The sequence below is a fragment of the Actinocrinis sp. genome (genome assembly GCF_035938995.1).
Lineage (GTDB): Bacteria > Actinomycetota > Actinomycetes > Streptomycetales > Catenulisporaceae > DASZGI01.
Genome location: NZ_DASZGI010000053.1, coordinates 1 through 24,665, shown reverse-complemented (window position 1 = coordinate 24,665; position 24,665 = coordinate 1). Strand labels below are relative to the sequence as shown.

The 24,665-nt window shown below is 69.1% G+C and carries 17 protein-coding genes; 10 read left to right on the top strand and 7 right to left on the bottom strand.

Annotated elements, in window-relative coordinates:
- Window positions 1-100: 100 nt before the first annotated feature.
- Window positions 101-1,444: an ABC transporter substrate-binding protein gene (locus tag VGZ32_RS03560; protein WP_326884340.1), complete on the top strand. Its 1,344-nt coding sequence runs from the start codon at window positions 101-103 to the stop codon at window positions 1,442-1,444.
- On the opposite strand, the gene VGZ32_RS03555 is transcribed toward VGZ32_RS03560, so the two are convergent.
- The 3 genes from VGZ32_RS03555 to VGZ32_RS03545 are packed head-to-tail and all read right to left on the bottom strand — an operon-like array spanning window position 1,413 to window position 4,405.
- Entirely contained in the window at window positions 1,413-2,078 is a 666-nt protein-coding gene (locus VGZ32_RS03555; protein ID WP_326884339.1) for an ATP-binding cassette domain-containing protein, read from the bottom strand. The genes VGZ32_RS03560 and VGZ32_RS03555 overlap by 32 nt on opposite strands.
- Complete coding sequence (locus VGZ32_RS03550; RefSeq protein ID WP_326884338.1) at window positions 2,075-3,856, bottom strand: ABC transporter permease subunit; 1,782 nt, start codon at window positions 3,854-3,856, stop codon at window positions 2,075-2,077. The genes VGZ32_RS03555 and VGZ32_RS03550 overlap by 4 nt, the downstream gene beginning before the upstream one ends.
- 6 nt (window positions 3,857-3,862) lie before the next feature.
- Entirely contained in the window at window positions 3,863-4,405 is a 543-nt protein-coding gene (locus VGZ32_RS03545; RefSeq protein WP_326884337.1) for a hypothetical protein, read from the bottom strand.
- 355 nt (window positions 4,406-4,760) lie between these two features.
- On the opposite strand from VGZ32_RS03545, the gene VGZ32_RS03540 reads away from it, so the two are divergent.
- The 3 genes from VGZ32_RS03540 to VGZ32_RS03530 all read left to right on the top strand — a co-directional run bounded on the left by VGZ32_RS03540 (window position 4,761) and on the right by VGZ32_RS03530 (window position 12,555).
- Entirely contained in the window at window positions 4,761-9,434 is a 4,674-nt protein-coding gene (locus tag VGZ32_RS03540) for a tetratricopeptide repeat protein (protein ID WP_326884336.1), read from the top strand.
- Window positions 9,435-9,892: 458 nt separating this feature from the next.
- A complete protein-coding gene (locus VGZ32_RS03535) occupies window positions 9,893-10,369 on the top strand; it encodes a hypothetical protein (protein ID WP_326884335.1) in 477 nt (158 codons plus the stop codon).
- A gap of 332 nt (window positions 10,370-10,701) precedes the next feature.
- Complete coding sequence (locus tag VGZ32_RS03530) at window positions 10,702-12,555, top strand: ATP-binding SpoIIE family protein phosphatase (RefSeq protein ID WP_326884334.1); 1,854 nt, start codon at window positions 10,702-10,704, stop codon at window positions 12,553-12,555.
- A 459-nt stretch (window positions 12,556-13,014) separates the two neighbouring features.
- Here VGZ32_RS03530 and VGZ32_RS03525 read toward each other — a convergent pair whose 3' ends face one another.
- The 3 genes from VGZ32_RS03525 to VGZ32_RS03515 all read right to left on the bottom strand — a co-directional run bounded on the left by VGZ32_RS03525 (window position 13,015) and on the right by VGZ32_RS03515 (window position 16,361).
- The gene (locus tag VGZ32_RS03525) at window positions 13,015-14,028 is read right to left on the bottom strand and encodes an inorganic phosphate transporter (protein ID WP_326884333.1); all 1,014 of its coding nucleotides are present in this window, start codon (window positions 14,026-14,028) and stop codon (window positions 13,015-13,017) included.
- A gap of 4 nt (window positions 14,029-14,032) precedes the next feature.
- A complete protein-coding gene (locus VGZ32_RS03520) occupies window positions 14,033-14,653 on the bottom strand; it encodes a DUF47 domain-containing protein (RefSeq protein ID WP_326884332.1) in 621 nt (206 codons plus the stop codon).
- A gap of 958 nt (window positions 14,654-15,611) precedes the next feature.
- Window positions 15,612-16,361: a hypothetical protein gene (locus VGZ32_RS03515; RefSeq protein ID WP_326884331.1), complete on the bottom strand. Its 750-nt coding sequence runs from the start codon at window positions 16,359-16,361 to the stop codon at window positions 15,612-15,614.
- Between the two features lie 202 nt (window positions 16,362-16,563).
- Here VGZ32_RS03515 and VGZ32_RS03510 point away from each other — a divergent pair, with 202 nt between their 5' ends.
- Window positions 16,564-17,469, top strand: a complete 906-nt coding sequence (locus VGZ32_RS03510; protein WP_326884330.1) for an NAD(P)-dependent oxidoreductase — start codon at window positions 16,564-16,566, stop codon at window positions 17,467-17,469.
- A gap of 42 nt (window positions 17,470-17,511) precedes the next feature.
- Here the strand turns inward: VGZ32_RS03510 and VGZ32_RS03505 are convergent, their stop codons facing one another.
- The gene (locus VGZ32_RS03505) at window positions 17,512-18,540 is read right to left on the bottom strand and encodes a bifunctional lytic transglycosylase/C40 family peptidase (RefSeq protein ID WP_326884329.1); all 1,029 of its coding nucleotides are present in this window, start codon (window positions 18,538-18,540) and stop codon (window positions 17,512-17,514) included.
- Window positions 18,541-18,807: 267 nt separating this feature from the next.
- Between VGZ32_RS03505 and VGZ32_RS03500 the strand changes: the two genes are divergently transcribed.
- The 5 genes from VGZ32_RS03500 to VGZ32_RS03480 all read left to right on the top strand — a co-directional run bounded on the left by VGZ32_RS03500 (window position 18,808) and on the right by VGZ32_RS03480 (window position 24,630).
- Complete coding sequence (locus VGZ32_RS03500) at window positions 18,808-19,116, top strand: hypothetical protein (RefSeq protein WP_326884328.1); 309 nt, start codon at window positions 18,808-18,810, stop codon at window positions 19,114-19,116.
- Window positions 19,117-19,286: 170 nt separating this feature from the next.
- On the top strand, window positions 19,287-20,162 hold the full coding sequence (locus VGZ32_RS03495) for a hypothetical protein (RefSeq protein WP_326884327.1): 876 nt from the start codon (window positions 19,287-19,289) through the stop codon (window positions 20,160-20,162).
- Window positions 20,152-21,507: a hypothetical protein gene (locus tag VGZ32_RS03490; protein ID WP_326884326.1), complete on the top strand. Its 1,356-nt coding sequence runs from the start codon at window positions 20,152-20,154 to the stop codon at window positions 21,505-21,507. Before VGZ32_RS03495 ends, VGZ32_RS03490 begins: the two co-directional genes overlap by 11 nt.
- Window positions 21,504-23,027, top strand: coding sequence for an SCO6880 family protein (locus tag VGZ32_RS03485; RefSeq protein WP_326884325.1), 1,524 nt, complete (start codon window positions 21,504-21,506; stop codon window positions 23,025-23,027). The genes VGZ32_RS03490 and VGZ32_RS03485 overlap by 4 nt, the downstream gene beginning before the upstream one ends.
- Before the next feature lie 4 nt (window positions 23,028-23,031).
- Window positions 23,032-24,630, top strand: a complete 1,599-nt coding sequence (locus VGZ32_RS03480; RefSeq protein WP_326884324.1) for an ATP-binding protein — start codon at window positions 23,032-23,034, stop codon at window positions 24,628-24,630.
- Window positions 24,631-24,665 lie beyond the last annotated feature (35 nt).

Sequence of the window (24,665 nt, the reverse complement as noted above, 5' to 3'; positions counted from 1 at the left end):
CGCCGCCGCGGCTCGCCCACTCATCGTTTCCTGTGCGCCGTTCGCCGTCCACTCGGACCGCGCCCGCGTAACGACCCGGTAAGCCGGGAAGTGCCTGGGCGTGATCAGGGATTGGCGCGCGGCCTTGGCGCCGCTCGCCGCCGCGGTCGTCGCCGTGGCCGGTGCCGGGAGCGTCGCCGGGTGCGGCACCCGCCTGCCGAGCAGCGCATTCAGCAGCGCGGCGACCGACGGAGCGGGGCCCGCCGTCGACGGGGTCACCGCCGACACCGTCAAGGTCGGGATGATCGACTCGATCACCAGCCCGGTCGGCACGGACGCCTTCTCTGGTCCCGGATACGGCGCGCAGGCCTTCTTCAAAGCGCTCGACGCGGCCGGAGGCGTCAACGGCCGTAAGATCATCGTTGATCAGTGTGATGACAGCGGCAGCGGTCTCGGCAACGAGCAGTGCGCGCACCAGCTCATCGACAGCGACAAGGTCTTCGCGTTCGCCGGGAACTCCATCCTCGACTACGCCGCGGCCGGTTACGTCAACTCCCGCGGCGTGCCGGACATCGGCGGCGAGCCCATCACCAACGCCTACGACCAGTACCAGCATCTTTACTCGATCTACGGGTCCGACGAACCGCGCAACGGATCGGTGGGCTGGAACGGCCGCCTCTACGGGTCGACCGAGGTGTACGCCTACTTCAAGCAGCGGTTCGGCGCGCATGTCGCGGCGGTCGTCTCGTACAACCAGTCGGACTCCGTCCGCTACGCGCAGTACGTCGCGTCCGGTTTGCGCGCGGAGGGCTACACCGTCGTCGATGAGCAACTCGACTTCGCCCTGCCGAACTTCGCCGCGGCCGCGTCGGACATGAAGGCGCACGGCGTGCAGATCGTCTTCGACGCCATCGACACCAGCGGGAACGGCAGGCTCTGCGCCGCCATCGACCAGTCCGGCCTGAATCTCATAGCGAAGGTGACGACGACCCAGAGCTGGGACCAGACCGTACGCACGACGTACGCCGACGCACCGCACTGTCGCAACGCCCTGTTCGCAACCGGCTCCGACCGGAACTACGAAGACACGCAATACCCTGCGGTAGCCGCGTTCCGCGCCGCGATGGCGAAGTACTTCCCCGACCGCCAGGACAAGCTCTCCGCCTGGGAGTTGGAGGGCTGGGCCTCGGCGCAGTGGCTCACCGACGCGATCGCCTCATGCGGCAACGCGGTGACGAGGGCGTGCGTGGAGCGTTTCATGAACCAGCCGCAGAGCTATGACGCGCACGGCCTGCTGATCCCGGCCTCCTTCACCGTGACGCCGCCCGCCGCGACCACACGCGCCTGCCTCGATGTCGTTCGGTGGCAGGATTCCGCGAACTCCGGCGCGGGCGGCTGGGTGACACAGGTCCCGGACATGAACACGAACTGCTTCACCGTGCCGGTGATCTCGTACGCTCCCTGAACAGTTCGGAGGGTTCCCCGGCGAACGTGATCCGCCCGCGGTCGAGCTGCCACACGAAATCGCAGACCGCCAAGGCCCGCTCCGCGGCCGGTTCTGCGACGAGCACGGCCCGGTCCGGCGAGACGAACGCCGCCAACTGCTGATATACGCGCTCTGCCAGCTCGGCCGCGAGTCCCTGTACCGGCTCGTCGACCAGGAGCACCTGCCACTTCCCGGTCAGCCCACCGGCGACCGCGAGGAGCTGCCGCTCCCCGCCGGACAGCGTCGCGGCCTGGTGCTCCGCGAGCGCCGCGAGTTCGGGGAAAAGCTCGAACGCGCGGTCCGGGCGGCCGGTCGCGCGCAGATTGTCCGTGACCGTCAGATTTGGAAATACGTTAACGCCCGAGGGCACCACCCTCAGCGCACGACTGTCCGCCGATCGCCCATCAGGTCCCGACAACTCCAGCCGGCCCTCTTCCCGCGTCGCCGTACTGGGAACGCCGCCGCACCACTCCAACAGCGTCGTCTTGCCCGCGCCATTGGGCCCGACCAGCGCTGTCAACGCTCCGTACGGCACGACCAAGTCCACTCCGTGCAGCACCTCGACGCCTCCATAGCGGACGCGGACGCCCTGGCACCGCAACGCCGTCGTCATCGCACCGCCCCCACGGCCTCGACCGACTCGCCGCGCAGCCACGGTGCTGTGAGCGCCGCCACGCCGACGATGATCGCCGACGCCCCCGGCACCACCGTGTCCGCGACCACCATCCCCACCGCCGCGAGGATCAGTGACGGCGCGCTCGTGATCCCCACCGCCGTCGCCGCTGCCAGCCAGATCAGACCTCGAAGCGGGTCGTACGTCGCCGGATCGAAGGACAGGTCGGCATAGCACCACAGCGCCCCGCCGAACGCCGCGACAGCACCGCCGAGCACGAATACCAGGACCCTGGTGCGCTCCACGGGGATGCCCAGCATGCGCGCGGCCGGCTCGCTGTCGCGGATCGCGGCCAGGCGTCGGCCGAGTGCGCCGTGTTCGAGCGGCACCAGCAGCAGCACGACCAAGCCGAGGCCGACCGCCTCCGCTACCAGGTACGCCCTATCCCCGCTGAGGAGGCCGGGTCGGTTCACTGCGGGTGGTGGGGTGAATAAGGGCTGTTCAAACACGAATCTGCTGGCTGCCGTGGCGATCGCGAGCGTCGTCAGCGCCAGGTGCAGGGGACGTTTGCGCGCGACCGGAAGCGCGAGCACCGCGCCCAGCAGCGCTCCACCGAGGGCGGCCTCGAGCAGGCCGAGCCGGGGTTCCCACGCCGCGATCAGCGCGCCGGTGCCCACGAATGCCGTCTGGCCGAGCGAGATCAGTCCGCCCTCGTGCAGCACCCGGAAGGACAGGAGGACCACCGCCAGCGCCGGGATCTGCTGCGCCGTCCGCACATCGCCCGGCCGCAGCAGCGCTGCCGCCACCGCCAGCGCGACGACCGGCCACCACCCGCCGACTCGTTCGGCCAGCGCCGTGCGGCGCAGCGTCGCCGAGGTCCGTTCCCGCGCTTCGTGGAACGCAGGGGTCGACCACACCGCGACCAGCAGCACGGCCACGAAGAGATTCGACCGCACCGCGCCGAGCACCTCGCCGGGCCGGCCGGACAGATGCACACCGATCAGCTCGGCCTGCGCGATCCCGGTGGCGAGAGCAACCCCGACGGCGGTGAGCGGGTGCGCCAGCCGGGCCGCGACGACCACGCCCAGCGTCTCGAAGAGCAACAGCGTGAAGGTGACCGGATCGAGGCGCAGCTGCGGGGCGAGCAGCATCCCGGCCGCGGCCGCCAGCGCGGATCCGATCGCCCAACCCGCTCGCCCCAGGCCGCGCGCGGGCAGCCCGGACAGCTCCGCCAGCCTGCGGTCGTCCACCACCGCCCGGATCGTCACCCCGAACGCGGAGCCCCTGGTCAGCAGGATCAGCCCCGCCGCGATCACCGCCAGCAGCCCCAGCTCGACGAACACCCCGTCGGAGATCGAAAGGCCACCCCACCGCACCATGCTCTGTGGCAACAGGCTCGGCGCATCCGTGCGGGCGCCCGAACCCCACACCACCGTCGCGATCCCGACGAGCAGCACGGTCACCCCGAAACCGGCGGTGAGCTGGGCCCCGACTCCGGCGGCCCGCCGCTGCAAGGGATTGAACACGGCGAAGTCCAGCAGCACCCCGAACAGCGGAGCGCACACGAGAATGATCACCGCAGCGGCCACCCCGGTCGGAATGCCCCACGCGTGCACCGCCGTGTCCAGCAGGAACGCCGCCGCCATACCGATCGCGCCGAACGCCACATTCAGCACGCCGGTCACCCGGTAGGTCGTGATCACCCCCAGGCCGGACAGTCCCGCGACCGCCCCGATGCCGAGCCCCGCCACCGCCAACTGCCCGGCCCCGGCGCTCATCCCCGGTTACCCGCGCTCGTTGGGCTCGGTGCTGCCAGAAGCTACAGGCTCCGCCTCGCTGCTGACGCCGAGCGCCGCGAGGTCCGGGTCGCAGATCGGGCAGGCGCGCCGCGGTGCCGAGCCGTCCGCCACCGCCTCCTTCGTGAGCTCGAACGCTTCAGGCTTGCCGTCGATCAACGGACAGTCGGACCGATGCACATAGTTACCACCGGGCAGCCCCCAAAGGCGCCCGTCGTCTCCGCCCCGCCCGCTCGACGCACCGTCTCGGCCGCTTCCCCCAGCCACGCCATACGCCGCTGCACCTTGCCGAGTTGTGCCGTACGCATCCCCGCCGCGCCCGGCCCATCCCGCCATCCGGCGCGCGAGGATCATCATCGACCCCACGATGATCAGCGCCGATCCCGGGATCGTGGCCGATGCGAGGTACGGGAGCTGCTGGGCCTCGGTCGGCTGCCCGGAGATCTGGTACCAGCCCACGACCGCCATCCCGGCGCCCACCGCGACCACGAGCCAGCCGGGCTCCGGTCCGGGACCAATGCGGACAACCACCTGCACCCCTCTGCAAACTCACCCAACAGCACCACGATGCTATGGCAGAAACGGTGTCACGCCCGCTAAGGGTTTGCGCAAGGACTGAACGGGCGATTCCGGCGCCATCCGCTGCCGAAATATCGCACCTGAAGCCCGGGACGGACAAACCTCGCTCGCCGGAATCGAAACCGCTGGCGCCGAAGGCATCCACCACCCCTGTCGCTACCGGTAGCCGGTCGATCCAGAGTCCTGTGTTGCATGGGGATTGATTTGCCGAACACCTGACGGCGGCGGGCCGTCGCAGGCATCATGGATCCACGCCGAGAGGTCACTGGTGGGGACTTGCGTGCGGCGTGATGTGCAAGGGGGCGGAGTGCGCCGGGTCATTACCTTCGCGGTGAGTCTTGCGTTGGCAGGTCTCGCCGCGCTGCTCACATGGGTCAGCAAACTGCCCAAGGCTCCGCTCGACGTCGTCACCGCGGCGGGAGCCGTCGCCGCGGTGATCACTGCCGGAACCTCCGATCGCATCAAGCAGGAGTTCGCCGCGCTGCTGGCTCCGCAAAGCGCTCGCGCTCTCGTCCTGAAGACCCGGTTCACCACCGACCCCCGCGGCCGCAGGCCCCCGCGCGTCCGGGATGCCGACCCGCTGGATCTCGGCGTGCACGAGGCAGACCCCGTCAACGCCGGCTCGCAGGGTGCCGGGAGTGCCGACGTGCTTCCTGACTATGTGGCGCGAGATATCCATCCGTGGGTGGTCGAGCGGATCCGGTCCGGCGGATTCGTTCTCATCGAGGGCCGCTCGGCGGCGGGTAAGTCTCGCTTGGCCTTTGAGGCCATGCGCGAGGCCGTACCCCATTACCGGCTGCTGATACCCGCAGATGGTAAAGCTCTGGCTGAACTCGCCAAGCTCGGCCGCGCCCCCGCCGACAGCCTGATCTGGCTGGACGACCTGGAGCGATATCTGGGCGCTGACGCGCTCACCCGCGCTGTGCTCGACAAGCTCTGTCCTCCTGGTTCTAGCGACGTCGCAGTGTTGGCGACACTTCGCCTGGAAGAACGGCGGGCCCGCACCCAGACCGACGAAAGCGGCGCGACACATGACCTCGCCCGTCTGGTCGAAGATGTCTTAAATCGAGCGCGCACCCCGGACATCCCCCTGTCCTCCGCCCTGTCTTCCGATGAGCGGTATCGCGCCTCGTCGAGTACCGACCGGCGCATCACACGCGCCATCGAACACGATGACGACGGCTTCGGCGCCGTCCTCTGCGGTGGACCGGCCACAGTCAAGCGCTTTCAACGTGCGGAGTACGGCGAGAATCTCACCGGTGCCGCCCTCGTCACCGCAGCTGTAGACGCCCGACGCACCGGCTATCCCCATCCGTTGTCCCGGGCCGAGCTTGAGACCCTTCACGTGCACTACGTGCCGACCTCCGACCGGCACCGCAGTGACCTGCCCACACTCGACCAGGCCCTGCACTGGGCGACGACCCGCGAGCACGGCGCCAGCTGCCTGGTCCCGCGCGCAGCCGATGCATACGAACCCTTCGACTTCCTGCTCGACCACATCCAACGCCAACGCGCCACCACGCCGATTCCAGACCAGGTCTGGGAAACCGTCATCGCCGCAGCGGACGCACCAACTCGGCTCATGATCGGCACCACCGCCTACTTCACCGGTGCCATGACCCATGCCGAGCACTGCTTTCGCTCGGCCGCAGCCACTGGTAATCCCGCAGCATCCTTCACCCTCGGGATCCTGCTGGCGGAGACCGGTCGTGTCGAGGAGGCGGAGGAGTTCTACCGCCGTGCTGCCGACGCCGGGGAAGTCGGTGCGCTCAACAACCTCGGGGTTCTGTTGGTGGAGGTTGGTCGTGTCGAGGAGGCGGAGGAGTTCTACCGCCAGGCCGCTGACGCCGGGGAAACCAATGCGCTCAACAACCTCGGGACTCTGCTGGCGAAGACCGGTCGTGTTGACGAGGCCGAGCAGCACTACCGCCGTGCGATCGACGCCGGGCACCCCGGTGCGCTCAACAACCTCGCGAACCTGCTGACGAGAGTCGGTCGCGCCGAGGAGGCGGAGGAGTGCTACCGCCGTGCGATCGACGCCGGGCACCCCGGTGTGCTCAACAATCTCGGGATCCTGCTGGCGAAGACCGGTCGTGTTGAGGAGGCGGAGGAGTGCTATCGCCGTGCCGTCGACGATGGGGAAGTCGGTGTGCTCAACAATCTCGGGATCCTGCTGGCGGAGGTCGGTCGTGTTGAGGAGGCGGAGGAGTGCTACCGTCGCGCCGTCGACGATGGGGAAGCCAATGCGCTCAACAACCTCGGGAATCTGCTGACGAAGACCGGTCGTACCGAGGAGGCGGAGGAGGCCTACCGTCGTGCCATCGACGCCGAAGCGACCGGCGCACGACACAATCTCGGCCTGATGCTAGCCAGGGCTGGTCGTGTCGAGGAGGCGGAGGAGCTCTACCGCGGCGCCATCGAAGCCGGAGACGCGGATGCTCTCAGCAACTTTGGCACCGTCCTCCGACAGGCTGGCTACGCGCTCGAGGCGGAGGAGTTTTACCGTCGTGCCGTCGATGGTGGAGAGACCGGCGCGCTGAACAATCTCGGGGTTCTGCTGGCGGAGGTTGGTCGGGTTGAGGAGGCGGAGGAGTTTTACCGCCGTGCCGTCGATGCTGGAGACACAGACGCGCTGAACAATCTCGGGGTTCTGCTGGCGAGGATTGACCGTGTTGAGGAGGCGGAGGAGTTCTACCGCCGTGCCGCCGATGCTGGAGAGACCGCTGCGCTCAAGAACCTTGGGAGCCTTCTGGTGAAGGCCGATCGTACCGAGGAGGCGGAGGAGTTTTACCGCCGTGCCGCCGACACCGGAGAGACCGGCGGGCTGAACAACCTTGCGGTCCTGTTGGCGGAGAGCGGTCGTGCCGAGGAGGCGGAGAAGTTCTACCGCCGTGCCGCCAACACGGGAGACATCGACGCGCTGAACAATCTCGGGGTTCTGTTGGCGGGGGCTGACCGTGTTGAGGAGGCCGAATGGTTCTACCACCGCGCCATCGACGCCGGGCACACAACCGCACTCCACAACTTCGGGGGCTTGCTGGCGAGGATTGACCGTGTTGAGGAGGCGGAGGAGTTTTACCGTCGTGCCATTGACGCCGGAGAGGCCGGCGTGCTGAACAATCTTGGGGTTCTGCTGGCGAGGATTGACCGTGTTGAGGAGGCGGAGGAGTTTTACCGTCGTGCCATTGACGCCGGAGAGACCGGCGCACTGAACAACCTCGGGCTCCTTCTGGCGACGACCGGCCGCACGCGCGAGGCGAAGCAGACCTACCGCCGCGCCATCAAGGCCGGAGAGACCGGCGCCCTACGCAATATGGGCTACCTTCTGGCGACGACCGGCCGCAAACGTGAGGCGGAGGAGTTTTACCGTCGTGCCGTTGATACTGGCGATACCGGTGCGCTCACCAGCCTCGGGGTTCTGCTGGCGGAGGTTGGTCGTGTTGAGGAGGCGGAGGAGTTTTACCGTCGTGCCATTGACGCCGGAGAGACCGGCGCCCTACGCAGCCTCGGAGTTCTGCTGGCGGAAGACGGCCGTGTTGAGGAGGCGGAGGAGTTTTACCGTCGTGCCATTGACGCCGGAGACACCAGTGCCCTCAACAGTCTCGGGATTCTGATGGCGCATGCGGGCCGCACGCGCGAAGCGGAGGAGCTCTACCGCCGTGCCATTGACGCCGGTCTTGCCAACGCGCACCACAATCTCGGGATCCTGCTGGTGAAGGCCGGCCGGAAGCAGGAGGCCGAGGAGGCCTACCGTCGCGCTGTCGACGCCGGAGACACCGACGCCCTACGGGATCTCGGGATCCTGTTGGCGAAGGCCGGCCGCGAGCATGAGGCGGAGGAGGCCTATCGTCGCGCTGTCGATGTCGGCGAAACCAGCGCGCTGAACAACCTCGGGCTCCTTCTGGCGAAGGCCGACCGTGTCCAGGAGGCGGAGGAGGCCTACCGTCGTGCCGTCGACGCCGGGCACAAAGACGCCCTGAACAACCTCGGGAATCTGCTCGCGAAAGCCGGCCGCAAACGCGAGGCGCAGCAGGTCTACCGCCGCGCCATCAATGCGGGGCAGACCAATGCCCTGAACAACCTCGGCATCCTGCTGGCAGACAGCAATCGGGTGCGCGAGGCGAAACAGGTCTACCGTCGTGCGATCAACGCTGGAGACACCGGCGCATTGAACAACCTCGGAATCCTCCTGGTCAATGATGGTCGCGTGCATGAGGCGGAGGAGCTCTACCGTCGTGCGATCGACGCTGGAGACACCGGCGCATTGAACAACCTCGGGATCCTCTTGGCGAATGCCGACCGTGTCGAGGAGGCGGAAGAGCTCTACCGCCGCGCCATCGACGCCGAGGAGGCCGACGCCCTGAACAACCTCGGCATCTTGCTGTCGAAGATCGGCCGCAAACGTGAGGCTGAGGCGTTTTATCGTCGTGCTGTCGACGCCGGGGTAACCGACGCCCTCACCAACCTCGGGCGGATTCTGGTGAAGACCGGTCGCAAACGCCGGGCGGAGACTTTCTTTCGTCGTGCCATTGACGCTGGAGACACTGACGCCTTATTCGACCTCGGGAACGTGCTGGCTCGCACGCGTCGTAAGCGTGAGGCCGAGGGGTTCTTTCGTCGTGCGATCGACGCTGGAGACACGAACGCCCTGCTCAATCTCGGGAACGTGCTGGCTCGCACACGCCGCAAGCCCGAGGCTGAGGAGATCTTTCGTCGTGCGATCGACGCTGGAGACACGAACGCCCTGCTCAATTTGGGGAACCTGCTAGCCCGCATGGGCCGCAAGCCTGAGGCTGAAGAGTTCTTTCGTCGTGCGATCGACGCTGGAGACGTCATCGCCCTCCTCAACCTTGCGGCGCTGCTGGCTCGAACTCGCCGTATACGCGAGGCGGTACAGGTTTACCGCCGCGTCTTCGAAGCCGAACACACCGAGGCTTTACTGCGTGCGGCCAGCAGGATGTTCAAATTCAAACACGCGTAGAGCTCATGCGTTAACGCGGCATCCCCGTCATTGACTTCGCCGCCGCCGATCGTCGGCCCGGTGCACCGCGTGCGCCGAGTGGTCGGGAACGTGGGCTGAGCGACCTGGGCATCAATTGGCCTGAAGAGCATACTTTTAAGCAGTATTGCGACTTGTTTGGACGGCCCTGCCACGGCAGGCCAGGCGGCGACCACTGACGCGGGAGGCTGCATGCACGGGTCTTGGTGGCGGCTGACGGGAGTTCCGCCGTTCTCTGACCGCTCGAATGTCAGCCCTCACAGCGTTCGATCCGGGGCGTCTGAGCGACTTGCGTCGGGGGATACAGAATGAAACATCGTCCCGCCTCAGAGACGAGATGAGGCATTGCAATGATCACTAGTCGACAACGATACTATCAGAGCAGCTCAGAGGTAGTGCGCAAGCCAGTATTGACACTGCTCATCCGTGTCCTCATCCCATTGCCGTTGACGGGAGTGGCGCTTCTGGCCTCCTGCAGCTCAAGCGGCGGCGGTTCCTCCGGTGCCGCGGCGAGTTCGGCGGCGGCTTCCCCGAGCTTCAACCAGGCAGCCGCGACGACGCAGGTCACGCAGGTGTGGCAGTCCTTCTTCTCGAAGGACACGCCGATCAGCCAGAAGGAGATGCTGCTGCAGAACGGTACGACCACGATGATGCCCGCGGTCCAGGCGTTCGCCAACGACCCGCGGGTGGGACAGGCGACCGCGACCGTTCAGCAGGTGACATTCCCGTCGCCGACAGACGCCGACGTCACGTATCAGATCTCGCTGAACGGCGCGGTGATGGAGAGCGGAATGGCCGGCAAGGCGGTCAACCAAGGCGGCCATTGGCTGGTGTCCGACGTGACGCTGTGCGGACTGCTTCAGCTCGCGGCCGCCGCCGGTGGCGGAAGCGCGCCCGCGATACCCGGTTGCTCGTAACGGGGCCACGATTCTGAGCGGGGACTGCCGCGGCCTAGGCGCCCACGGTGGTCGTCCGCTCAGGTCCTCCATTCGGGTGAGCAACCGGTGAGCACGGACTGCCTGGCCGTATGCCGCCGCGAACGCGGTCGCCCGTCCCTCGATCGAATGGTTGATCGTGCTCCACCGCCCGCCGACGCTCCCCGGTCCGGCAGACTGGCACCACCTGCTGTTCCGGGCGGGGCGGGGGATTCGAGCGCATCCGCTCGTCCAGGCCGCCGACCGGGCGCTGAAGCGGCGCGCGCTCATCTGGGCTTAAGAGCGGCGGGTACTGTGAGAGGACGCCACCACCCGTGTCTTGGAAGCCTGACGCGCCGTCCGGGGCGCTGTCCGACGCAGCCGCCGTGCCCGCCGCGAGGGGGGCGGGCGGCCGTACCGCGTTGCGCGAGCCTGCCTATGACCGGTACAGCACCGACCTGGCCGGGGAGCTGTTCGGTCCCGCCGACCACGCCTATCGCTATCCGGGTGGGGACGAACGGATCGGAACGCTGCTGAGCGCGGCTCTCGCGGCTGCCCCAGGAGCCATCGCGCTGGTGCGGGATCACGATCACCGGGTGGATTTCGTCAATCGGGCCTTCCGCGACGCCTTCGGTCTGCCCGCCGACGCCTGCGGCCCGCTGGCCGGACTGGTGCCGCAGTTCGAACAGCTCGGACTGCTCGACGCGCTCGATCACGTCTACGCGACCGGCACTGTGTTCACCGCGCCCGAGGTCCGCGTCTCCGGGTACGGTCCGGGTCGGCGGCCCGCGGTGCTGCGGGTCACCTGCTCGGCGGTCCGGCATCCTGAGGACGGTCCGGTTACCGGCGCGCTGATCAGCATCGTGGACTGCACCGACCAGAGCTCGGCGGTGGACCGGTTGCGCGCAGGGGAGCGCAGGCACCGATACGCGGCGGTCGCGCTGCAGCGGTCGCTGCTGCCGCAACGTCTTTCGCAGCCTGATGATCTGAGGATCGCCGGGTGCTACCTGCCGGGGGCTGCGGAGGACCACGGGGACGGCGCTCGGGAGGCCAGGCGGCGTGGCGCGGTCGAGCCGGGCGAGTTCCAAGTCGGCGGCGACTGGTACGACGTGATCCCGCTGGGTGCCGGGCGGACCGCGCTCGTCATGGGCGACGTCATGGGGCGCGGCGTGCACGCGGCGGCCGTGATGGGCCAGCTCCGTGCGGCGGTCCGGGCGTATGCGGCGGCGAACCTTCCGCCGGGGGAGTTGCTGTTGCACCTGGACCGGCACGCCTCGGAACTCGAGGGCGTCGCCTACGCGGCCACGTCGGCGAGCGCGGGCGCGACCGACTTCGGCGCGTTGGCCACCGCCGTCTACGCGGTCTATGACCCGGACGATCGGGTGCTGACATACGCGCGCGCAGGACACCTGGCCCCGCTGCTGCGGCTGCCGGACGGCGCGGTGGTCGAACTCGACGCCGCGGGCGGACCGCCGCTCGGCATCGGCGAGTGGACCTGGCAGGAAGCGTGTATCGCGATTCCGGCGGGGTCGTATCTCGCGATGTTCACCGACGGCCTGGTCGAGCGCAGAGGCACGGACCTGGACGTGCGGCTCCACAAGCTGCGCGAGGTGTTCGCGACGGCCCCGCAGGCGCCGGTCCCCCGGCTCCCCGATCCGCACAGCAGACTCGGAGCGCGCAGACCGGGGCCGGTGGACCTGGTGCGCGATCAGCTGCTCGACGGAATGGACCTGCCCACAGACCACGATGACGACGTCGCGCTGCTGGTCGTGCACGTGCCGCGCTGGCAAGGCGACAGGGCTGAGCTGTTCCGCTCGGCAGACGTGGAGCTGGTCGGTGGCACGGAGATCGCGGCCCACGCGAGGGCGTTCGCATCCGGGGTGCTCAGAAGCTGGCACGTCGGCGACGACCTGTGTGACGCGGGAGTCCTGGCGGTCAGCGAACTGGTGGCGAACGCGGCAATCCACGGCCGCCCCCCGGTGAGGCTCAGGCTGAGAAGGACCGATCGGCGCCTCATCGTCGACATCAGCGACGGAGACGACCACCTCCCGCGCCGCCGCCTCGCCAACGACACGGACGAAGACGGCCGCGGCATCGGCATCGTGGCCAGCCTCGCGGACTCCTGGGGTGCCCGCCAACTCGACACCGGCAAGTCGGTCTGGTGCGAGTTCGCCCTGGATCAGCACTGAGGGACCTTGCCCACACGGCGCGTCGACCGTCGGCCTCCCGCGCCCCTCGGCGTCGCGTGGTCGCGATGTCGATGAAGATGACGATGACGACACCTGAGCGCTCGCCGCGCCGGCTACGCGTGCAACTGCGTCTTCCATCGCCCGGCATTCGCGATTGCAGTGTTCTTCCCAGCGGCCGGCCCTCGCCGGACTCCCCGCGCTGTGGGATATCCCGTCGCTACTTCTATGAGCCCCTGCACCGCCACATGACCGCTCTCTGTCCGACCCACGATCCACGAGGACCGGGCGGACAGGTGCTCGCCTGCACCGACCAGCCAGCCCGTGTTCTTTGCCGCCCCCACCCCACGCCGGTGCGATTATCGGACGGCCGCATGATCCACGTGAAACAGTGTCAGATCAAGCAGTGTCAGATCGAACAGTGTCAGATCGCGGGCGGGATGTCGCCGCGCGGTTTGCAGCTCAGCTGACGATGGCGTGGGTGGCGTAGTAGACGATCGCCGCGCAGGCGCCCGAGGCCGGGATTGTCAGGAACCACGCGTAGACGATGTTCTTGGCGACGCCCCAGCGGACCGCGTTCCTTCCCCTGGTCGCCCCGGCGCCCATGATCGAACCGGTGATGACGTGGGTCGTGGACACCGGGGCCGCGTAAAGGAACGCGGTGACGTAGAGCACCAGCGACGCCACCGTCTCGGCCGCGAAGCCGCGGGGCGGGTCGAGCTCGATGATCCTTCGGCCGAGCGTGCGCATGACCCGCCAGCCGCCCGAATACGTTCCCAGCGAGATCGCGATCGCCGCGGACCACAGCACCCACCACGGCACGGCGCTGGAGCCGGACGCGTGCCCGCCCGCGATCAGGGCGAGCATCACCACGCCCATCGTCTTCTGCGCATCCTGGATGCCGTGGCCCAGCGCCATCCCGGCCGCGGAAACGGTCTGCGCCATCCGGAAGTTGCGGGTCACCCGGCTCGGATTCGCCCTGCGGAACGCCCAGAGGATCCCGATCATGACCGCGAACGCCAGCACGAAGCCGACGACCGGCGAGGTGACCATGGGCACGATGACCTTGCTCCACAGCCCGTCCCAGTGCACCGCGAGCCCGGCCGGCAGGGCCGCGCCGACCATGCCTCCGATCAGCGCGTGCGAACTGGACGAGGGGAGCCCGAAATACCACGTGGTCAGATTCCAGATGATCGCACCGGCGAGCAGCGCGAAGACCACGACCAGGCCGTTCGTGCCGTGCGCGGGGGTGGCGATGATGCCCTGGACGATCGACTTCGTCACTCCACCGCCGAGCCTCAGTCCCGCGTACGCGCCGAGCAGGTTCATCAGTCCGGCCAACATCAGCGCGGCCCGCGGCGTCAGCGCGCGGGTGGAAACGGACGTGGCGATCGCGTTGGCGGAGTCGTGGAAGCCATTGGTGTACGCGAAGCCGAGGGCGATCACGACGACCGCGATCAGGCCGAGCGTTTGCACGGTGTCAGGACTCCTTGACGACGATCGTCTCGATCGTGTTGGCCACGTGCTCGAAGTTGTCCGCCGCCGCTTCGAGCGTCTCGACGATCTCGCGCAGCTTCATCACCGTCAGCGCGTCGTACTCGCCGGAGAACAGGTGCGCCAGCAGCTTGCGGTACACCTGGTCGGCCTGGTTCTCCAGCCGGTTGACCTCGATCCAGTACTCGGTCAGGTCCTTCATCCCGCGCAGCCGGGGCATCGCCTCGGCGGTCAGCTCGGCCGCCCGCACCAGCACGTCCACCTGGTCGGCCACCCCCGCCGGCAGCGCCTCCACCTGGTAGAGCGTCGCCAGGTCGACCGCGGCCTCCATCGCGTCCATCACGTCGTCGAGCCGCCCGGCGAGCTGGTAGATGTCCTCCCGGTCGAACGGGGTGATGAACGAGGAGTTCAGCTGCCGGTAGATCGCGTGGGTGACCTCGTCCCCGGCGTGCTCGGCGTCACGCATGCGCTCGGCGATCACCGCGCGTCCGGCCTTGTCGGTGCCGAGCATCTCGGTGAGCAAAGCGGCGCCCACGACCAGGTTGTCCGCGGCCTTAGCGAACAGGTCGTAGAAGCTCGACTCCTTCGGGGTCAGACGCAGGCGCACAGGGTTCTCCGGGCGGGCTCGGGTTCGGTCCAGCAGTCTCGCCCCCGCGCCTGTGAGCGCGACAACACCCCGACCGGCATGCCGTAGTCCGATCGGGGCTGGGGCGGTGGTCCGGGAACTCCAGCGTTCCATGACCACAAGGATGCTAGACGGTAACCAGCCGGGGCGCGGTACGTGCGCCCATCTGAGCGCGGTTCGGCGCCCACCTCGTCGCCCAGCGGCTACGCTGAGTGATGACGGCGGGTGACCTCGAGTGGTAACCGGCACCGGCCGCGATCGGCTGTTGCCCGCGATCGCGGCCGGAGCGGTATTTGTGGCGATGAACAACTCAGTCGGGCGGCGCCCATCGCGCCGCCCATGACACCCAAGCTCATCCCCGTGTTCTGGTGACTTCACCGGCCCGCCGGTGCCGGCGGCGCGGCGTCCTGCGACCTGTGTTCCGATTTCCCCGTGTGTCTTGCGTTTGTGGCCTTGCCTATGCAATTGCGTTCAATTGCCGCTGCACAGATCCTGCGTAGTAGGTGTCGTGCCTGCTCAGTCGTGCTTCCGGCTCACGCTCCCACAACAGCTCGAGGCCGGACGCCGAGAATGACGTCGATGGCCTCGTGGGAGAGTGGTACATCACTGCGCTGCGCCGCGATGATGAGCTCCGCATACAACTCGATCTCGTCCAGGGCTACCCGGTCGTGTACGGAGGTTCGCGGCGGACGGCCGTGGCCGGGCGCCGGGTCTCGGCGCGGTGCCGGATCGTGTTGGGGGGTGTGCGCGTGGGGCGCGGGACGCAATCCGGTCACCTCCTTACGGTTCTGGTGATCCGCGTTCGGCGGCTCCCCGATGGCCTTCCGCTGACATTGCCAGCTTAAGGACGAGCCTGGGCAGCGACCATGGCCCGGTTGGGTCATCCGCCGCCGGTCGGGACTAGTTCGGTAAGGCCGGTCCCCGGGGCCCGTCGGTGGTGTCAGCGGGTGGTCTTCGCGGAACTCGCGCTGACCAGGTCGGCAGCCGGCGGAGTGCTCACCGTCACCGGGGTGTCGAGGTCGTAAAGGTCCGTGGTCGCCGCGATCTGCACCTCGCCGTGCGCGGGCGCCTCGGCCGGGAACGTGAAGTGCGCCACGACCCGCCGCACGTCGCCCTGCGCGTCCAGATACGCGTCGAACGGGATCGTCTTCTGGGTGAACGACCGGGACGCCGCGAGCAGGTCCGACCGGATCGGATCGGACGACTCGGCGGCGGAGGAGTCCAGGTCGAGGATGCCGGTGTAGTGGGCGACCGCGGTGCCGCGCACCGTGTCCTGGCCCACGTAGTGGACCGCGCCCGCGGTCACCCCGCGCAGCAGCGCGAAGTCGAAGACCGGGCTGGTGTATCCGGCGCTGATAACGTCCCCGTCGGGCAGCTTGGCGCCCGCGACCCAGCGCCACTTCGCCTCCTGCCCGACCCGCCGCAGGTATAGCGTGGTCGGGGTGATGACCTCCTCGAGCGGCGTGGCTACCTGCGGGATGGTCAGCACGATGACGCCGATCTGCTTGTCCAGATCGAACGAGCCCGAGCCGATGAACAGCTGGTCCTTGCCGTCGACGGACATCGTGACCGAGGTGGCGACCTTCGCGGTGTGCACTTTGTCGGCGACCGCCGCGTTGCGCACCGCGGCGACCGGGTCGGCGGAGACGGCGACGCCCTTCGCTGAGCACCCGGCCGTCGACGCGACCACACACGCTCCGAGCGCGAGCGCCCCGGAACGCAGTACCGCAGAGTGCTTCAATTTGTGGGGTGTCGCCGCGTTCACTCGTGTCACCTCGGGTACTCACTTGTAAGCCGAACGGATGATCCGCACCGGTATTCGTCCTCCCCAACGACCCGGATGGAGGATGGTTACGGAAGCGGCATGGGTCGTGACGAGGAGTGTTCAGACGATGCGGGTGTTCGTTGCGGGAGCGACCGGCGTGCTCGGGACCGCGGCGGTACGGCGGCTGGTGGCCGGTGGACACAAGGTGACCGGGATCGCGCGCACACCCGTGCGGCGACAGCGGCTTGTCGCGGCCGGCGCGACACCCGTGGACGTGGACTTATTCGATCCGGGCGCCGTGCACCGGGCTCTGGAGCACCACGACGTCGTGTGCAATCTCGCCACCAGGATTCCGGTCGGCACGGCCGCGCTGCGTACTTCATCGTGGCGGGAGAACGACCGCATTCGGACCGAGGGGAGCGCGGTGCTGGCCAAGGCCGCCGCGGACTGCGGCGTGCTCCGGCTGATTCAGGAGGCGGTGGCCTTCGCGTACGCGGACGCCGGAGAGGAGTGGGTCACCGAGAAGTCCCCGATCGCGCCCTCGCCCCGGCTGCGCTCCTCGCTGGAGGCGACCGAGAACGCCATGGGCTTCGCCGACCAGTACCGCTTCGCCGTGGTCCTGCGATTCGGCCTCTTCTACGGCGCCGACGCGAACACGCAGTGGCTGCTCGAGCGGGTGCGGCGCGGAAAGCCGGTGCTCCTCGGCGAACCGTCCGGCTACATCTCGCCGATCGCGGTCGACGACGCGGCGGCGGCCGTGGTCGCCGCGCTCGCCGCTCCCTCGGGTATCTACAACGTCGCGGGCGCGCCGGTGCACCGCACCGAGTGGGCGCGGGCGCTGGGCACCGCGGCGGGCGTCGACGGCTCGGCCAAGTTCGTGCCCGCGCTCACCCGCCGGGTGCTCGGCGGCAAAGCGACCGACCCGCTGGCCCGCTCGCTGCGCATCTCCTCCGACGCATTCCGCACGGCGACAGGCTGGAGGGCGCGCACGCCGTTGGCAGAAGGCTTCGCCTCGGCGGTCAAGGCGCGCTGACGGCGGATGGTGGGCGCCGAACCCGGCTTCCGGAATCCGCGATCAGGGTGTAGCCGACGCCGACACTGACGGCGTCGGCTGCCCGATCGGCCAGGTGGGGACCTGCGCGTAGGGCCGCACCGCGCCGATGTAGCCACCGAAGGTGTCGATCGGGTCGAAGCGGATCGACGCTCCGGTGTGCGGCGCGTCGATCATCGCCCCGCCGCCGACGTAGATGCCCACGTGGTGGATCGTCGACGGGTCGTTCACGTTGTACGCGAAGAAAACCAGGTCGCCCGGCATGAGTTGGGCCCTCGGCACGTGAGGCCCGGCGTACCACTGGTCGGCGGCGACGCGCGGGATCGTCACGCCGACGCTTCCATAGGCGGCCTGTGTCAGACCGGAGCAGTCGAACTCGCCATTGTCCGCGGCCGTGCCGGTGCCGCCCCAAAGGTAAGGCGTGCCCAGACGGTCATAGGCGAACGCGATCGCCCTTACGGCGACGTCGCTCGTAGCGACCGTACCCGCGGGCGCTGCGAAGGCCTGCTCCAGAATCCGGATATTCTTCACATAGTTCTGCGTTTCGGCGATAGCGGGCACTCCACCCGCCGCCTCCACCGCACCCGGCCCCGCGTTGTAGGCCGCGAGCATGTTGTTTATCTGGTCGCCCGCTATCTTCGAGACCTGCTGCGCCAGCGCGCAGTCGTAACGCGCCGCGGCCGGGATGGCGTCCGCCGGGTTCCAAATATCCTGTTTGCCGTCTCCGTCCTGGGGGGACGACCAGTTCGGCCACGTGCCCGGCAAGAACTGGGCGATCCCCTCGGCCCCGGCGGGCGAGACGGCCTTCGGGTCGAAGGCGCTTTCCTGATAAAGCTGCGCGGCCAGCAGCGGTGCGCTCATCTGCGGACATGCCGCGCCCGCAGCCTCGATCAGCGTCGCGTAGGCGGCCGGGACCGTTCCGGGGGTCAGGGAGGCCTGCTGGGTCTGGAGCACCGAGCCGCTGATGGCCACGGCCGCCAGCGCCACCGCGCCGACGACCCCGAACGGGATGAACAGCACGCCGATCAGGATCCAGATCCCTCGTCTCGGCATCCCGACCAGCCCCCTCCCCTTCTCCGGCGAGAGTCAATTACCCAGGTTGGCGAGCCCACAGTCCCGGTCCGTGCGCGCGCCCTATGATAGGCGCGGTAGTGATGAGGCGTCAGGCAGCTTAATCAGCGCATTTGCGCCACATACCGCTGTTCGACTGCCCAATACACCCCCATACTGGCAACACTGGACGACAACGACCGACCCGAGGACCGGGGGTGCAGAGTGCTTCTAGCTCTACTCACGTCGCTGCCTACTCATGCCGCCGCGGTGGTACCCGCGGCCGGCGGCGGCAACATCGACACCATCATCGGCGGCATCGCCCCGAACTGGGGGCCGTTCGGCCAAGTCGGAAACCAGGCGCGGGTCATGATTGAAGTCATCATGGCCGCCGCCATCCTGCTTTGTCTCGGCATCGCCATCTGGGGGGCCGCCAAACAGCGGATCGGCGCCACCGCCCTGCGCGACTCGTTCAGCGCGGAGCAGGGCAAGGGCCTGATCGTGGCCGGTCTGACCGGCGTATTCATCATCGGTTCGCTCGGCACGCTGTTCACCATCGTCTACGGCATGGCGATCTGAGCCGTGGGCGCTCAGGCGCCGCGCCCCGGCGCGCGGACCGCGACACGAGGCGGGTCTCTGGCGTGTGGGTGTGCCGCTTGCACCCCCGTTCCGGTGACACTGGTTTCCATATCCAGTCGGGGTGAGCTCTGATGGCCCTCCCCCGCCGAGCTGATCGAGGGTCGTACGAGTTGGATGACGCAGCGCAGAGCACGCCCGAAACACGAACGCGTGTCAAGCTGCCGCCGGACCCCTACGGCTTCGGCGACGCCCGGCCGAAGCGCGGCCGCCGGCCGCTGATCATCGTCGGCGCGATCGTCGTCCTCTTCGTCACGGTCGCACTCGTGAACCGAAGCACGCACCATTCCTCCGGCACATCGGCCACCGGCCAGACAGGCCAGACCGGTACGAACGCCACGACGGGTGCGAGCTCGAACGCCAACGGCTCCGCCGGGTCCCCGGTGGGATCGGCGACCGGTCCGGTGACCTCGCCGATCCAGGGCAGCGGCCTGCCCAGCGGCACCGCCGACAGCATCCCGATCGGCTACCCGCACAGCGCTCAGGGCGCCCAGTCCGCCGCGGCGAACTACGTCTCCGCGTACGGCTCGGCCACGATGGTCCACGCGGACGCGCGCCACAAGCTGGTCAACGCGATCGCGGACCCGGCTATAGCGTCCACCCTGCAGAGCCAGCTTGACGCGACCTTCACCGCCGCGAACACCTCGTTCGGGCTGACCGCGGACGGCACGGCTCCGCCCGGGCAGACCTTCGTCGCGCGCGCCGCGCCGATCGGCGTCACCCTGGTCAACGACGACGGCAACAGCGCCACCGTCGCGGTCTGGACGGTCTCGCTCTCCGGGCTGGCCGGCGACGGCTCGACCCACCCGGTCGCCGAGGCCTGGTCCACGATCACCGTCACGCTCCACTGGACCCAGGGCGACTGGAAATGGGTCTCCTTCACCTCGGTCGACGGACCCGTCCCGACCAGCGGGCAGCAGATCCCGTCCACCGGCCAGGCCTTGCAGAACGCGGTGAACCAGTTCGGGGGGTTGCGCTATGCCCGTTGAGGCCGTGATCCATCAAGCTGCCCTGTTGGCAGGTGCGCTGCCGCAGCAGACGGCGATCCACGCCGCGGCCGCCGATCCCTGCTCCCTGCTGATCGGCCCCATGAAACAGGCCTGCGAGAGCACCGGGAAACTGGTGAACGGGTCGAGCGGGGGCAGCGGCGGCGGCACCTCGACAGGCTCTCTGCTCAGCGATCCGGTCGGGTCCATCGCGCACGACTGCGCGCAGGCCGCGGCCTCGGTGATCAAGGCGGTCTCGGGCATCGTGACCGGCTCGACGTCGGTCGACTTCACCAACTCGGGCTTCCTCACCCAGTACGCGATCGTGTTCGCCGCCGCCTCGATCCTCACCCTCGTGCTGTGGCTGCTCGCGGTGGTCAAGCGGGCGGTGCGCGGCGACTCGGTGGTGACCGCGATCACCGAGGCGACCGGCTTCCTCTGGCTGGCGGTCGGCGCGTCCGCGTTCACCCCGGTCGTGCTGTACGGCATGGTGCGCCTCACCGACTCGGTCACCAGCGCGATCGGCGCCGGCACGGCGAAGGACACGAACAACTTCCTCACCTCCTTCGCCAACGCGCTCGACCCGCCGAACGGGCAGGCCTCGGATCTCGGCGGCGGACCGATCCTGCTCATCTTCGTCTCGTTGATGGCGATGATCGCCGCCGCCGTGCTGTGGGTGGAGCTGCTGATCCGGGCCGCGATGCTCTACGTCGGCGCGGCGCTGGCGGCGGCCGTCTACGCGGGCCTGGTGGACAAGTCGCTCTGGCACCACATCAGGCGCTGGGCCGGCATGATGATCGCGGTCGACCTGGCGAAACCGGTGATCGTCATCGTGCTCGGACTCGCCACGGCCATTTCCGGCGATCCAACCCAGTCGTCGGTGTCCTCCGTGCTGTCTGGGCTTGCGATCATGATCCTGTCGATCTTCGCCTCCGGTCTGATCTTCCGCTTCGTGCCCAACTTCGGCGACGACATGCTGGCGATCAACTCGGCCCGCGGCTCCGACGCCCCGGCCGAGGCCGCCGCCGGCGCCATGGCCGGGCCCGCCTCCCGGATGCGCGAGGGCATCGCCGCGCACGCCGGGCGCAGCGGCAGCGCCAGCGCGATCGGCGCCAACCCGATGGCCGGGCCGGCGACGGCCGCGCTCAGCATGTCCGCGGGCCTTGCCGTGCACGGCGCGCGCACCGCGTTCCGCTTGGGCACTACCCGCGGCCAGAGCGCACCGGGAGGCGACCAACCGCCTCCCGCGGCGCCGCCCACTCCGCCGCTGCCGCGCGACGCCGGCGCCGGCGGTCAGCGCACCGGCCGGGCGGCTGAGGCCGGTCGGGGTGCCGGGAGCGGCGCATGACGACTGAGGCACACGAGCGGCGTCGGTCGTTCCTGATCGGCAAGGCCAAGCCGAACGCGATCGTCGGGCGCAACCGGGAGACCGGGGAGCTGGCGATCCTCGTCCTCGGCTGCGCCCTGGCGATGATCGCCGGGTTCGTGGTGCCGACGCTCGCCCTGAAGATCATCACGATCGTCGGCCTGCCCACGGCCGCGGCCGGGATCGTCTTCATGCCGTACCGCAAGCGCACGGTCTACCGCTGGTTCGAGATCGACCGCAGCTATCGGCGCATGCTGCGTTCAGGCGCGGCGCGCTACGGCTCGGCCGCGGTCGAAGCGGGCACCCGGCTCGGCGGTGACGAACTGGCCGTGCCCGGACCGCCCGGCGTCGGGCGGATCCGCTGGCTGACCGCCAATTTCGGGCCGGACAAGCTGGCCGTGCTCATGCACCTGGACCGCGGCACCGTCACCTGCACGCTCGAGATCGAAGGCCCCGGCGTGGGCTCGCGCGACGCGGAGGACCAAGAAGCGCTGGTCGACCGCTTCGGAACGCTTCTGCGGCACGTGGCCAACGGCGACGGCTTCGTGACGCGCCTGCAGATGCTGGCGCGCACCCTTCCCGCCGACCCCGACGCCCACGCAAAGGACGTCATGCGGCGCGGCGATCCGGAAGCCGCGCAGTGGCTGCGGGATTCCTACGATCACCTGCTCTCCATGGTGTCGACCTCAAGCGAGCAGCACCGCGCTTATCTGACCGCCTGCATGCCCTACAGCCGCGAACTGGCCGCGGAGGCCCGCGTCATGGGCGGCGGCGTGGACGGCGACCACGGCCTCTGCGTCATCATGGTGCGCGAGATGAGCGACATCTGCGCGCGCCTCACCGACGCCGACATCAAGGTCCGCCAGCCGCTGGACGTCCCGGCGCTCTCCTCGCTGATCCACTCGATGTACGACCCCGAGCACCCGATCGACCACAGCCAGGCGATGACCGAGCGCGGCGCCTGGCCGGCCGAGTTCGACGCCTCCGCCCCGCTCTTCCTGCGCGCCAAGACCCGCGAGTCGGCCGGCCCGGACCCGTGGTGCCACGCCACCGCGTGGATCCGCGACTGGCCGCTGACCCCGGTCACCGTCAACTTCCTGGCCCCGCTGCTGGTGCACACCCCGGACGTGATCCGGACCGTCGCCGTGACGATGGACCTGGAGCCGACCGAGGTCGCGATCGAGCGGATGCTCACGGAGAAGGTGAACGTGGACGCCGAGAGTGCCCGCGCGGCCAAGATGGGCCGGATCGACGACCCGCGCGAGCGCGCCCACTCCTCCCGGGTCGACCTGCGCGGCGAGGACCTGGCGGCGGGCGCGGCCGGGGTGAACCTGGTCGGCTACATCACCGTCTCGTCCCGCTCGCCGGAGGCGCTGGCCCGGGACAAGCGCACCATCCGCGCCTCGGCCGGCAAGTCCTTCCTGAAGCTGGAGTGGTGCGACCGCGAGCACCACCGCGCCTTCATCAATACCCTGCCTTTAGCGACCGGCGTGCGGAGGTAACCCGATGGCCCGCCAGGGAAGCGTCACCGATCTGCTCGCCGAGGCGTTCACAACTGTCCTGTTCGGCAAGAAGGACACCGCGCGGCTGCCCGTGCGCACGTCCTCCAACCAGGCCGCGGCGATCTACCTGCCCACCGCCGCCCCGGGACTCGGCGACTCCGGTGTGATCATCGGACGCGAGGTGTACAGCGGCAAGGGCTACGTCTACGACCCCTTCCAGCTCTACGGCCAGCAGTTGCCGGCCCCGCACTGGCTGGTGCTCGGCGAGTCCGGCAACGGCAAGTCCTCGCTGGAGAAGACGTACGTGCTGCGCCAGCTGCGGTTCAAGGACCGCCAGGTAGTCGTGCTCGACGCGCAGGGCGAGGACGGCGTCGGCGAGTGGAACCGGATCGCCGAGGCGTTCGGCGTCACCCCGATCCGGCTCGACCCGCACCAGCGCGGCGGCCAGGGGGTGCGGCTCAACCCGCTCGACCCGGCGATCGCCATGACCGGCCAGCTCGCCCTGCTGCGCACCATCATCGAGGTCGCCCTCGGCCACCCGCTGGACGAGCGCTCCGGCTACGCCCTCAAGGTGGCCCACGCGACGGTGCGGGGCGAGTCGCTGATCGCGGGTGTCCAGCCGATCCTGCACGACATCGTCGAGGCGCTGCGCGACCCGAAGCAGATCGCGGCCGAGGACATGAACGTCGCGCTGGACGAGGTGCGCGACTGGGGTCTGGACGTCGCGCTCGTGCTGGACCGGCTGACCGACGGCGACCTGGCCGGGATGTTCGACGGGCCGACCACGGGCGGGATCGACCTCGACTCGCCGCTGATCGTGTTCGACCTGTCCACCATCGACCGCAACTCGATCGCGATGCCGATCCTGATGGCGATCGTCGGGGTCTGGCTCGAGCACACCTGGATCAAGCCGGACCGCAAGAAGCGCATCTTCCTGGTGGAAGAGGCCTGGCACATCATCAACTCGCCCTCGGTCGCCCAGCTCTTCCAGCGGCTGCTCAAGTTCGGCCGAAGGCTCGGCCTCTCCTTCGTCGCGGTGGTCCACCACCTGTCCGACGTCGTCGACGGCGCGGCTGCGAGGGAGGCGGCGGCGATCCTGAAGATGGCCTCGACCCGGACGATCTACATGCAGAAGTCGGACGAGGCCAGGGCGACCGGCCGGGTGCTCGGCCTGCCCCGGTGGGCTGTGGAGATCATCCCGACCCTCTCGCCGGGCATCGCGGTCTGGGACGTCAACGGGGATGTGCAGGTGGTCAAGCACATCGTCACCGAGCTCGAGCGGCCCCTGGTCTACACCGACCGCGCGATGACGGAGTCTTCCGCGAACCTCCGCGCGCTGCGCGACGCCGAAGCAGGCAGCGAAGCCGAGGACGACCTCTATCCACAGCTTGTGGACGACCGCGTGCCGGAACCGTCCGGCAGCAGCGGCGGCGGCGACGGAAGCGGGACCGGCGGCGCCAGCGGGACCGGCAGCGGAAGCAGGGCGCGCGTCGGCCGGGTTCCCGCGGCGACCAAGCCGGCCGACCAGGACGACCCGGACCTGACGGCCATCGCCGCCGCCGTGTTCGGCCCGCGTGCGAGTACCCCGACCCACACCCGCTGATCGGGTCCGCCGCCTTGCGGCGTCACCCGGCACCG